Source organism: Moorena producens 3L, assembly GCF_000211815.1.
In the GTDB taxonomy this organism is placed as follows: Bacteria; Cyanobacteriota; Cyanobacteriia; order Cyanobacteriales; family Coleofasciculaceae; genus Moorena; species Moorena producens.
Genome location: NZ_GL890842.1, coordinates 1 through 12,583, shown reverse-complemented (window position 1 = coordinate 12,583; position 12,583 = coordinate 1). Strand labels below are relative to the sequence as shown.

General features: G+C 42.3%; 9 protein-coding genes and 1 pseudogene. 7 read left to right on the top strand and 3 right to left on the bottom strand.

Features of this window, described 5'->3' with window-relative positions:
- Positions 1-1,357: pseudogene (locus tag LYNGBM3L_RS09370) on the bottom strand (cytosine deaminase); the annotation flags it as partial.
- Between the two features lie 326 nt (positions 1,358-1,683).
- Positions 1,684-3,087, bottom strand: coding sequence for a putative bifunctional diguanylate cyclase/phosphodiesterase (locus LYNGBM3L_RS09365; protein WP_008181747.1), 1,404 nt, complete (start codon positions 3,085-3,087; stop codon positions 1,684-1,686).
- Between the two features lie 719 nt (positions 3,088-3,806).
- Between LYNGBM3L_RS09365 and LYNGBM3L_RS09360 the strand changes: the two genes are divergently transcribed.
- The 7 genes from LYNGBM3L_RS09360 (at position 3,807) to LYNGBM3L_RS49750 (ending at position 10,824) form a co-directional block, all read left to right on the top strand.
- The gene (locus LYNGBM3L_RS09360) at positions 3,807-5,144 is read left to right on the top strand and encodes an AAA-like domain-containing protein (RefSeq protein ID WP_008181745.1); all 1,338 of its coding nucleotides are present in this window, start codon (positions 3,807-3,809) and stop codon (positions 5,142-5,144) included.
- A gap of 22 nt (positions 5,145-5,166) precedes the next feature.
- Positions 5,167-6,435, top strand: coding sequence for an AAA-like domain-containing protein (locus LYNGBM3L_RS09355; RefSeq protein ID WP_008181744.1), 1,269 nt, complete (start codon positions 5,167-5,169; stop codon positions 6,433-6,435).
- 408 nt (positions 6,436-6,843) lie between these two features.
- On the top strand, positions 6,844-7,011 hold the full coding sequence (locus LYNGBM3L_RS40205; protein ID WP_161603141.1) for a WD40 repeat domain-containing protein: 168 nt from the start codon (positions 6,844-6,846) through the stop codon (positions 7,009-7,011).
- A gap of 507 nt (positions 7,012-7,518) precedes the next feature.
- Positions 7,519-8,130 (top strand): hypothetical protein, encoded by a 612-nt coding sequence (locus LYNGBM3L_RS09350; protein WP_008181740.1) that lies wholly within the window; start codon positions 7,519-7,521, stop codon positions 8,128-8,130.
- A gap of 600 nt (positions 8,131-8,730) precedes the next feature.
- Positions 8,731-9,696, top strand: a complete 966-nt coding sequence (locus LYNGBM3L_RS09345) for a DNA adenine methylase (RefSeq protein ID WP_008181738.1) — start codon at positions 8,731-8,733, stop codon at positions 9,694-9,696.
- Positions 9,697-9,848: 152 nt separating this feature from the next.
- On the top strand, positions 9,849-10,607 hold the full coding sequence (locus LYNGBM3L_RS09340) for a DpnII family type II restriction endonuclease (RefSeq protein WP_008181737.1): 759 nt from the start codon (positions 9,849-9,851) through the stop codon (positions 10,605-10,607).
- On the top strand, positions 10,579-10,824 hold the full coding sequence (locus LYNGBM3L_RS49750; protein ID WP_081432014.1) for a DpnII family type II restriction endonuclease: 246 nt from the start codon (positions 10,579-10,581) through the stop codon (positions 10,822-10,824). Before LYNGBM3L_RS09340 ends, LYNGBM3L_RS49750 begins: the two co-directional genes overlap by 29 nt.
- 655 nt (positions 10,825-11,479) lie before the next feature.
- On the opposite strand, the gene proX is transcribed toward LYNGBM3L_RS49750, so the two are convergent.
- Entirely contained in the window at positions 11,480-12,511 is a 1,032-nt protein-coding gene (proX, locus tag LYNGBM3L_RS09335) for a glycine betaine/L-proline ABC transporter substrate-binding protein ProX (RefSeq protein WP_044492540.1), read from the bottom strand.
- Positions 12,512-12,583: the final 72 nt, after the last annotated feature.

Below are 12,583 nucleotides of genomic sequence, written 5' to 3'. Positions count from 1 at the left end.
ATTGGCTGACCCTGACGCAAGATAATTCGGTCATGCTGGGACGGGACAAAAGTTCACTGAAATGGCGTCCCTTAAACAAAATCAAATCTGCCGGGAGTCCCACTCCAATCCTACCCATGTCAGGTAAACCCATTAAATCAGCGGCTGTCTTGGTTACTGCACAAGGCCAATCACCGATGGGCATATCTAAATGGGCAATCCTTACGGCTTGGGTAAAGACTTCTAATACATCATGATCCCCAAATCCATAAAAGGGGTCTCGACAATTATCACTAGCCAAGGTTACCGGAATACCCTGTTGTTTAATTTCATGGAGCCTGGTGACTCCCCGCCAAAAGGGTGTACAGTTAGCCTGTCGATCTTGTAGATAAAGATTGCACATGGGTAAGCTAACAATAGCAATTCCTGCTGCTTTGACCAACTTGAGAGTTTCCGCAACCTCGTCTAAGGGTTGCATGGCCAAACTGCAACAGTGACCACAAATAATTTTTCCGGTAAACTGATGACGAATCGCAGCTTGGGCAATCTTTCGTAAGCAATGGGAATCGGGATTACCGTTTTCATCAGCATGGAAATCTAGGTTGAGGTTTCTCTCCTTAGCTAAGGAAAAAACCCTATCGAGTTGAGCCTCCAGGTCTTGGTTGCTATAGGCTACTCCCCCAAGTATGCCTCCGACTTCAGCAATTTTGTCGGCTAAGGTCATGCCAGCGGGAGTTTGATAATAATCTAGAGTAACTAGAGACACCGCTTGTAGGGTAATTCTGTCAAGCCATTCTTTCTGGAGGGTTTGGAAAACGCCTAGGCTAATGGCAGCTTGTTCGCCGACCGAGTCAATGTGGGTGCGGATAGCTTTGGTCCCATGAGCATAGCTACATTTGATTCCAAATTCCATGCGCCGATATAAATCTGACCGTTGCCAATAGGTTTGGGCATCAGCATCTCCGGTCAGACAGGCACTATTAAAAGTACCATCAGGGTTGGGAGACCGTTCCCAAATATGACCTTTATCCAGATGGGTGTGTATATCTAGAAAACAGGGCCATACTTGTCCTTGCCGGAGATTTATACTGGGGATGTCACTAGGTATGTTACTGGTATCTGTGCTAGCTTCAACACTGTTTGCGATACTGTTTTCGGTACTGTTTGCGATCGCGTAGCGGCTCTTTTCGACCATCGTGTTTTGCTGCCCTTTGGGAACAATCGCCTTTGAAACTATTGCACCAATGGCTCCCTGATTAATTTCAATATCAACTAAGCACAAACCCTGCTCGTTGCGGACGCAAACGTTGCTGTTTTCCAGTAGGCAAAATGGTACGTAGGCATTTGTGAGCCAGTATCGTTCGGCGTTGGGAATCATTAGGGAGTCGGGAGTCGGGAGTCGGGAGTCGGGAGTCGGGAGTCGGGAGTCGGGAGTCGGGAGTCGGGAGTCGGGAGTCGGGAGTGGCCTATGGGAAAATTGAATGTACCTCATAAGTATCATAAACAGTATCATAAACGCGCAGTCGATCATCAAACCCAATCCTGATTTCTGATCACACCAAGAAATCCTCTGCTGTTCTAATCTTCCTTTATCCGAAGTTCCCGATTCCCGATTCCCGATTCCCGATTCCCAATTCTAAATTCTAAATTCTAAATTCTAAATTCTAAATTCTAAATTCTAACTTCTAACTTCTAACTTCTAACTTACCGATTCCCCATCTCCCCATCTCCCCATCTCCCCACACTTAGAGTCTCTAACCAGGCTTCAGTAGCTTCGGGATTTAAAGGCTTAGAAAACCAATACCCCTGTCCATATTGACAACGCCAATCACAAAGCTGTGCCAATTGCTTTTCAGTTTCCACTCCCTCTGCTACTACATCTATGCCGAGGTCGTTTGCCAACTTTACCATCCACCGCAAAATTTCCCCATGTTTGTGATCATCACTCATACCTTTTACAAAAGAGCGGTCAATTTTTAATATATCTATCGGTAAATTTGGCAAGTAACTTAAGACAGAATAACCAGTCCCAAAATCATCAATGCACAACTGAATCTGTCGCTGTTTGAGTTTCTCCAACAGAACCACTGCAGTGGTTTCCAGCAGTAAACTTTCTGTGATCTCTAGTTTCAAACTCTGGGCATCGAGACCAGAATCCCACAAAATTGTGTCGATTTTACCGATTAGATCCGGTTGGGATAATTGTAAGCTGGAGATGTTAACGCTGATCGTTAAATCCTGATATTGGGGAAACTGTTGTTGCCACTGCCACATTTGTTGGCAAGCCTGGCGTAGTACCCACCAACCCAGTGGCACAATCAGCTTTGTTTCTTCTGCCACTGGAATGAACTCTGCTGGCAACAGCAGTCCCCGTTCGGGATGCTCCCACCGCACCAGTGCCTCAAAGCCAGCCAGCTTATGGGTTTCAAGAGACACAATTGGCTGGTAATAAAGCCGCAATTCTTCGCGCTTAATACCCAAGCGTAAACTATCTTCTAACTCCAACCGCTCTATACTCCGGGTGCGCATGGCAGGGGTAAACAGCTTATAGCCAGTGTTACTCTCCATTTTGGCTCGATAAAGAGCTAGACTGGCGTTGTCAAGAAAAGCAGAGGCTTGGTAATCATCCCTGTCATTGCTAGCAATTCCAATATTGGCACTCAAAAAAATCTCATGGTCATCAATCGAAAAAGGCGTCCGCAGGCTAGTGCCAATCTGTTCTGCTACCAAGGTAGCTTCACTGACATCGTTAATGTCTTTGAGTAAGATAGCTAATTCATCTTCGGACCACCGCGCCACGGTATAGTTAACGGTATAGTTAACGGTAGAATTCAGGGCATCAGTCAAGCGAGAATCAAAAGCCTTTAGCAATTTTGCTCCCACCTGCCGTCCCATACTAAACTGAATGACTTTAAAACGTTCCAAAGCCACCAATAAGACGGCGAATCGATAACCCTTATACCACTTTGACCTCTGGATTACTTGCCTCAACCGTCTCCTAAAACTATCTGCGTTGAGCCAGGGAATCAGGAGGTCATTAAAGGTAGAATCCTGAAACCTTTGTACAGGTTGCTGATCTTGCTGATCATTGTTACTTCTAGCGAACACCTACTTTCTCTATCACCCTGAATTAGCTCAATTGAGTTACTCATTGATAATTGAGCCAAAAAGGAAACCCAAAAGGAAACCCAAAAGGCAAAAGCTGTGGTATAGTTAACCTTTTACCCTATTCTTTAAGCTCAATTTTGTTAATGGTTGTTAACGATGAACATCCTTACTGATGGTTTGACTAAGCAAATCAATAACGCTGTTTGGGGTCATCCTAAGTTGCGGTTATACCGTTTAAATCAGAGGTGGGACTGTTGAATGTTGAGTGAATGTGGACGATAAACAAGCAACGGCCAACTGTCGAAAACCCAACTTCAAGAGAACGCTAGCCACCGTGGAGCACTACCGTGGATCAGTGATGGAACATCTTAGTTAACCATTAGTTAACTAGATTAGTTAACTAGGGAAAACAAAATAGAGCATGGACTAGGGGTAAATCCCATGCCCTATTCTTGGATGCCCACAATTACGAGGTAGTTTTAACTGTTACCCTTTAACCCGTATAGGTAGTTTTTAGATGGCTTAATTGCTTAAGCCTGGTTGACTAGGGAAGCTGATCCCCCTTGAAGTAGGTAGCCAGCGATCGGCTATTGATCGCTGGCTTGGTGTTAACCCTAAAGGACGATTTGCGATCCCTGACTTTAAGGTAAATCGGCAATGTGGCTTTGTCTGTGAGAAAAAGTAATAAATAATTCTAATTGATTACATAATAAAAAGTAATGAGTGTTGAAGAAGCATTGGCGATGGTGGATACGGTCATCAAACCCGAACGCTTAAACGCAGTTCAAGAACTGGTGCTCCGCCAATGTTGGTCAGGACAAACTTATCAAGAGATTGCTGAGGGGTCTGGTTACGACGCCGATTACATTCGGGTGGTTGGCTCCCGCTTATGGCATATCCTGTCAGAGGTGTTTGGAGAGAAGATCACAAAAAATAACATTCGTTCTGTGATCAGGGACCGATTACGAGAGGTCGAGCTTCAGGAGTTGCCAGAGGTCGAGCTGGAATTACCTACAGAGTTCGAATTACCTAGAGGTGTGGTCCCTCTCAATTCTTCTTTTTATATCGAGCGTCCCCCCAATGACTCTCTATGTTACGAAACAGTGTTGCAGCCAGGGGCATTAATCCGAATTAAAGCCCCTAGACAGATGGGTAAAACCTCCCTGATGGTGAGGATTCTTGATCACGCTAGAGCATCTGGCTTCCGCACAGTCGCTCTGAGCTTGCAGCAAGCTGATGCCAATGTCTTTACGGATTTAGAACGATTTTTACAATGGTTCTGTGCCACAGTCACTCGTAGCCTAGAATTACCAAATCGACTAAATGATTATTGGGATGATATCTTTGGCAGCAGTGGTAATACCACAGATTACTTCGAGAATTATCTATTAAAAGAAATAGATACACCGATGGTATTGGCATTAGATGAGGTCAACCTGTTGTTTAATTACCCTGCTATTGCCACGGATTTCCTCGGTTTGCTGCGAGCTTGGTATGAAAAAGCCAAATACGGTGTAACTGGTAGCACAATTTGGCAAAAACTGCGCTTAATTATTATACATTCTACTGACGTTTATATTGCCTTACATATCCACCAATCGCCGTTTAATGTGGGATTATCCATTGAATTGCCAGAGTTTACCAAGGCCCAAGTGCAAGAATTAGCCCGTCGCCACGGAATCGATTGGGGTACTGATGATTCGAGGGTCGATCACGTATCTTTAATTATGGCTAAAGTAGGAGGAAATCCTTGTCTTTTAAGGGTAGCGTTATATCATCTTAGGCGCGGTGACGTTACCTTTGAAGAGTTATTGAATTCAGCAGCAAGGGAATCGGGGATTTATCATGATGACCTTCGACGACAATGGTGGAATCTACAACAATATCCACAACTGGTCGCAGCCTATGGAAAAGTAGTGATGTCATCCCAGCCAGTGGAATTAGAGCAAAAGCTAGCCTTTAAGTTGCAAAGTTTAGGATTAGTACAGCTCCACAAACAGGGGGCTGTACCTAGTTGTGATTTGTATCGTCAGTACTTTAGTACTCACCTGGGCTAAAACCCATGGATGCCTGGAAGTTATGAAAAAGCACAACTATCAAGTTGGCGGGAGTTTACCCCCTGATACCCCCTGCTATGTGCGTCGTAAAGCAGATCAGGATTTGTATCAGGCTCTGGTAGCCGGTGAGTTTTGCTATGTCCTTACCTCCAGGCAAATGGGTAAGTCTTCTTTGAGGGTGCAAACTACTCACCGATTACAAGGAATAGGCATCCACTGTGGAATCGTTGATTTGACGGAAATTGGTACCCAAGATTTGACAGCAGACCAGTGGTATGCTAGCATAATACGCTGTCTTGTCAGCAGCTTCAACCTCCAGGTCAATTTACGAGCTTGGTGGCGCTCACGCTCTGATCTATCCCCAGTCAAGCGTCTGAGTGATTTTATTGAGGAGGTGCTACTGGCAGAGGTTGAGGGAAATTTGGTGATCTTTATTGATGAAATCGATAGCATTCTGGGTTTATCGTTTCCGATTGAAGATTTTTTTGCCCTGATCCGAGCCTGCTACAACAAGCGCACAGAAAACCAAGCCTACCAACGCCTCAGTTTTGTCTTGTTAGGGGTAGCCACTCCCTCGGATTTGATCGTAGATAAGCAACGCACTCCGTTTAATATCGGACGGGGGATTGAGTTATGTGGATTTACTCTGGAAGAAGCCAAACCCCTAGGGCTAGGATTTAACGGAATGGTTAGCAATCCCAAAGCCTTACTTAGGGAAATCTTGGGGTTTACGGGAGGACAGCCTTTACTGACTCAAAAGCTATGTCAGCTGATTCTAGAGGATATAGAGAATGGTACTGTCAATGGCAAATCCCTTGAGTCTCTTGTGGATAGGCGGATTATCGACAACTGGGAAGTCCAAGATGAACCAGAGCATCTCAGGACCATACGCGATCGCATTCTCAGTAATGAGCAACGGGCTGGGCGGTTATTAGGACTTTATCAGCAAATTCTGCAACAGGGAGCAGTAGCAGCAGATGACAGTTGGGAACAAATGGAATTGCTACTGTCGGGATTAGTGGTCAAGACTGAGGGCAAGGTTAAGGTCCGCAACCCCATTTATGCTGCTGTTTTCAACTGTGATTGGGTCAGCAAGCAACTATCAAATCTTCGTCCCTATGCTACAAGTCTAAGAGCTTGGTTCAATGGTGATTGTCAGGATGAATCGAGACTATTGCCTGGTCAAGCCTTACTCGATGCCCTAGCTTGGGCAGATGCCCGTAGCCATCAAGGCTTGGAACAAACTGCAACAGTTAGCTGGGGCAAAGGCAAATACCCAGACTCAAGTTGAGAAAGTTGAGAAAATGCTCTGGCGAATCATTAGACCTTCTAGCAGCGATGCAGAGGTCCTTTTTGCTGCATTGCTTGCCTGTTCCTTGAGGAGTAGGATTTACCCCGTCTCTTACTGGCTGGGATTTCACCGAAAAGCGCAAAAAATCAACGTAACCAACCTTGTTCTTACTTACTATTCTAGTTTAACACGATAGCCGGGATAAATCCCGGTACGCTGGCCTTTGGCCACGCTACGCGAACGCCGCCCACTGAATAAATTAAGTGGCTAACTCTCGCTTGATGTTTTTGTGTTTATTATAGCACAAATTTTCAATGATACGCAACATTTTCAGTCCCCAATTCCCCTCCCGCGCTTGTCTTACTGGCAGTGCCAGACGCTGCGCGAACGACTATAACGGGAGTCCCCTTGGGGAAGAATGATGGTACCTTGCTCACTACCCTCACCGCACATCAGGATGAGGTAGAGGGCATCGCCTTCAGCCAAGATGGGGAAATTCTAGCTTCTGCCAGTGCTGATAGTATAGCAGTCGCCAGGGCAGTTAGGACATCGACATTAGTCTCACACCCTTTGTAAGCGATGCAGAGGTGCGACCCGTGGCGAATTTAATTCGCCAAGGTCAAGCGCACCATTACGGTCTTGGGGGTTTCCCCCATGAGCGACTGCATCAAGAAGCGCAAGAGTTTGACTTCTGACAAATGACTTCTGACAAATGACTTCTGCTATAACGTGATTTTGTGGAATGTGGATCAAGTCCTGGATCTTGATCAAGTCCTAACCTATAGTTGTGATTGGCTCCAGGATTATTTGAGCACAAATGCTGAGCTAGAAAAACGCGATCGCACTCTTTGTGATCGGATTAAGCACTTGAAAAGGGAGTAGGGAGCGGGGAGTAGTCGTCAAGAGATCCAAAGAGTGTTTGATATTATGATAAATCAGCAAAATTGTTCATGATATAATTATCAATTATATAGATAATTAAAATTAGATAATTTCAGGATAATTACCCTTAATAAAAATCTCCCCATCTCCCTATATCCCTATCTTACCATCCCCCCACACTCCCGACTCCCTATCTTAATAATGAACAAAATTCCCATCCTCCAACCTGGTAAATCTTATACCTTTAGAAGTTATTTTGATATGGTCGTTGAGCCAGAAGACATTTTGGCGGAATTTGGCTATACCTTGAAGCGAAGCTCTTTGACTTTAGAAAAGTCTACGACAAAACTAGACCGACTTTCTGGTCTTCAATCCAGAATTGAAGAAAGCTTACCCTATGTTAGTTTAACCAGTGAAGCAGCTCGACGGGAATTACTAATCGCTCCGATCTTGCTTGATTTAGTCCACTATACTCAAGCTCAGCTAAGAATCGAATATCCTCTCACTGTAACAGAGTACTTAAAAGGTTATCTAGACTATTATCTTTATACAGATAGTAAACTGCTGGTAATAGAAGCCAAAAATGCTAATATCCAAAGAGGCTTTACCCAACTTGCTGTAGAACTGATTGCTCTCGATCTATGGAGTGACGCTGACCAATTGATTTTACAGGGTGCTGTTTCTACAGGGGATATCTGGCAATTTGGGCTTTTGCACCGAGAGCATAAACAAGTTACTCAAGACCTGAATCTTTACCGTGTTCCAGCTGATTTAGAAGAATTGTTCCGAATTTTGGTAGCTGTTCTTGGGTAAGCGATCAGCGATCAGCGATCAGCGATCAGCTATTAGCTATCAGCTATTAGCTATCAGCTTTGAGTCTGTGGCTGACGGCATCTCAAGTAGCGTGAGCTTTTAGCTCACGGCTGACGGCTGATCGCTGTTCGCGTAGCGTGAGCTTTTAGCTCACGGCTGAATGCTTACGGGAGCAGGGGAGCAGGGGGAGAAAGATTTTGTCTGGATATCGTAAGTGTGGGCAATTATCCGGATTTGATATAAATTAAGATATTTTTAAATATCAACAATCAATTATTTTTAATACTTATTTTTTTTTGTAAAAACTGGATTAAATTAGCATAAAAAAAAATTTTAATAAAATATTTCCTAGATACAAGTTATCTGGCATGGTGAAAAAATCATAATAGCTGAGGGATATATAGCCTTGATAAAGCTATCATCAAAACCAATGCTTATTTAGAATAAAATCAAAAAAATATGGCATATTTTGACTACTGTTCCCTGTTCCCTGTTCCCTGTTCCCTGTTCCCTATTTCCTTGTTATATTAATCCTATGTTTACATCTCAAATAAAAATGCTATACAATATTGATGGTATGCAATTTTACTAATTACAAACGTGGCTATTTTAACAGAATCTGAACCATTTACCCTAATACAGCACCCAATAAAAAAAGAAAGAGAATTAGCATCTCCTGTGCTAAAATGGGCAGGTGGCAAAACGCAGCTTCTGCCACAACTTCGAGAGAGATACTCACCAAAGCTACGCAAGGGAAGTCTGACGACTTATATCGAGCCCTTCGTGGGAGGAGGTGCAGTTTTTTTCGATATTGTCAACAGTTTCGATATCCAGAAAGCTTATCTATTCGATACCAATCCTGAGCTAATTATCCTTTATAAGGTTATCCAACAGGATGTTGAATCACTGATCAAAGAACTGTTAAAGCTTAGTAATACATACCTACCCAAAGATGATCAACGTCGGAAAGCATTATACTACGAATACCGCAAAAAATATAACACCTTTAATAAACAAATAGATGCTAACTCTTACGCTCGGAATTGGAGCAAGCGAGCTGCCATAACGGTTTTTCTGAATAAAACTTGCTTTAACGGTCTGTATCGGGTCAATAGCAAAGGAGAATTTAATGTGCCAGTGGGACGATACAAAAATCCTAAAATTCTGAATGCCAATAATCTGCGAGCTGTCTCCAAGCTATTCGAAATTGCTCAAATAGAACAAAGGGACTTTAGTCAAGTTCTGAAATATGCTGATCATAGCACCTTTATTTACTATGATCCTCCCTATCGTCCTATCAGCAAAACCTCCAATTTCAATTCCTATCATTCCCTAGACTTTGATGATAGTGAGCAGCGTCGTTTACGGGATGTGTTTGTGAAAACTGATCAGGCAGGAGCCCATCAAATGCTCAGCAATTCTGATCCAACTAACTATGTTGATGATTTGTTTTTCGATGACTTATATCAAGGGTTTAAGATCGAGCGAGTATCGGCATCCCGTAGAATAAACTCAAAAGGAAATAGCAGAGGAGAAATTAGGGAACTTCTGGTTACTAACTATTGAATTAACATTCAAAGCAATCTGAAAAAGGAGCATTGCAATCATGTAACTATAGGAGTAACTATAAGAAGGTAGAGGGGGGAGAGGGGGAATAATTTTACCATTGGTTATTTTATTCAAAAAGGACAAATGACATAGGACACAGGACAAATCCGATGAAATTTCATTCTGTATTTAGGGAAAATCTTGGCTGTAATGACTCTGACAGCGTATTCGAGTATGTGATGGCAACCCTGAAACCCTCTATTTTGAAATGGGATTATTTCGTAAATTGGAATAAGGTTGGGAAAAATGTTAGAGATATTGAGATTAGTCTCAATCTTTTGAACTATCTTGTGGGCAAGGATAATCTTGAAGAAGAAGCAAGAGTGTTATTCAGAGAACATCCAAAGCTAATCTCTATCATTCCAGCCTTGCTAGCTTGTCGTGATCAGAAGTTTCAGATTTTAACCGACTATCAATCAGTAAAATTTAACTATGATAATTTCAGTTTTAAAAAGAAAGAAAATTTAACAGAAGAAGATATTGATAAAGCTATTGTTTTCCTAAAGGAGTTAGGTTTCCTAGAGCAAATCACCTCAAGACGTATCAAGTCCCTAACAGATTACTTTATCGGTGTCGAGGTCGGTCTAGATACAAATGCTCGCAAAAACCGGGGCGGTAAAGCCATGGAAGACATCGTCGAGTACTTTGTCAATTCTATCTGTACTCGTCATGGATTTCAGTACATCCCGCAGGCTAAGTCAGATGGCATCAGATCAGAATTTGGTAAACACCTTACCATCAAAAAAGCGTCTAAAACGATTGATTTTGCAATTAATACTCCTAAGAAACTGGTTGTCTTGATGCAGTCGCTCATGGGGGAAACCCCCAAGACCGCGCTGCATCGCTTTAATCGAAACAAACTTTTATAGAGGTGGTGGCTCTAAACTAAAAGCGACAGCTGGTGAGTATAGCGAGATATTTTTACAGTGGAAACAAGATGGTCACGAATTTATCTGGATTACCGATGGTTTTGGTTGGCTAACAGCTAAAAGACCTCTTCGCGATACCTTTGATAAAATTGATTACATTCTCAACCTGGATATGGTTGAAAAAGGTGTCCTAGAGGCTTTGATATTAGACCACTGATTCTCTTTGGATTTTAATGGATGATATAGCGTTTGTATATAGTTATAAACACACTTCTTTGATTTCCATAAGGTAGTATGTTCACAACTCAAATCGAAATGCTATAAGTCTTAAACTAATCAGCACTAACTTGATAAAGTTGAAGTCTTAATAAACCCGCATTATCAACCCAAATATAGTAAAAAAAAAGCCGTAGACATAATGTCCACGGCTTTTTCAATGCCACAGTAAGTGGATTGAAATTTTGATGTCAGTCAGATCCCAAACCTAACCTGATGTGATCTTATTTGATTAGACCTTAGCTTCTGCCAGGGGGGAAATCCCCCCAGAAATTTAGCGATGCAGCGCGGTCTTGGGGGAAACCCCCAAGACCGCGCTGCATCGCTTTAGAGTGTGCTCAACAGGTTGTTTTTTTAGGTTTGGGTTTTTTGACATGAATCAAACATTGAATTCGTCGTTATAATTATAATTATAATTATTTTTGTCAAGGGTTTTGAATTTTTTTTTTTGGGAGTTTTAGGGGTAATAAAAAAAAGCGATCGCATAACTTTAGCGAACGCTTTTTTTTAATATAATTTAACTTATTTAACCTATCTCATGCCGATGAGATAGAAAAATTTTTTCCCTACTGCCTACTCCCTACTCCCTATTCCCTTTAAATAGAATCTCCTCCTGCCTTTTTTGCCTCTTCTACCCAGCTATCAAACAACTCTTGACGATTTTCCACCCACTCTTCAGCATGGCGACGGATATCTTCTGGACTGCTCTCACCCTCTTTAATCTTTAGGCTTTCAAGGTTAATGTCCTCAGCTGGAATTTGAACCAGTTCAAACCAGCGCTTCGCAACCGGGTTAGCTGCCAAAAATTTCTTGTTAGCAACAATCCGCTGGCGATCGACAGTAAATCCCAGATTTTTTCCGTCTACAGAGGTGTCTTTTTCAGTTAGACCTTTCTGGGATTCAGGAAGAGAAGTAAAGGGAACTTCTAACCAAATTATATCTTGATCGGGTTTTAATATTGTAGATATCCAGTGAGGTTGATAAGTATAGTACATAATGCTTTCCCCTTGCTTGTAGCGAGTCATAACATCGGCCAGTAGCACAATGTATTGTCCTCTAATGTGTTCAACGGTATCTTCTAGTCCGTAAGCTTTGAGGTGATGATCGATTACCACTTCGCAAAACCAACCAGGATTACAACCGATTAAATTAGCTTTACCATTGCCGTCTGTATCAAATAGTTTTGCAATCTTTGGGTCTTTAAATTGTTGCAGGTTAGTAATGTTATATTTATCAGCCGTTTTTTTATCGATCTGATAGCCTTGTATCCCATCAGGAGTAAGAACTCCCACTCGCTCTAACTTTTTGCTACCCCCAGCATTTTCAAAGAATTCTATATGTGATTTTTCATAGTTGATAGTACTATAATCTAGGTCGCCATTAGCCACAGACACATAAATAATAGGATAGTCAATTTCCTTGGGTTTTTCGATTTCATAACCAAGTTTTTCCAAACCAATATTGACTATCTCAGTTTGAAACTGTTCCTCGATCCAGTTACTATGGGCAGAGCGAACTTTAGTTGTTTTCCCAGACGACGTTGATTCACAGGCACTTAAACCGATTAAAGCTGTCAGAGTTATTCCTAAGGTAAGTTGTTTGATCAGTTGTCTTACTTGTCGTTTCATTAAATCCTCTCCTAGGGTTTTTATCACTAAGTCTTACCGTTAGTCATAACTATAGCAGTTTTTTAATGGAGT

Coding starts and splice junctions, on each gene's coding strand:
- LYNGBM3L_RS09350 (WP_008181740.1), top strand. CDS start 7,519: ATGAACAAAATTCCCATCCTCCAACCTGGTAAATCTTATACCTTTAGA.
- LYNGBM3L_RS09360 (WP_008181745.1), top strand. CDS start 3,807: ATGAGTGTTGAAGAAGCATTGGCGATGGTGGATACGGTCATCAAACCC.
- LYNGBM3L_RS09340 (WP_008181737.1), top strand. CDS start 9,849: ATGAAATTTCATTCTGTATTTAGGGAAAATCTTGGCTGTAATGACTCT.
- LYNGBM3L_RS09355 (WP_008181744.1), top strand. CDS start 5,167: ATGAAAAAGCACAACTATCAAGTTGGCGGGAGTTTACCCCCTGATACC.
- proX (WP_044492540.1), bottom strand. CDS start 12,511: ATGAAACGACAAGTAAGACAACTGATCAAACAACTTACCTTAGGAATA.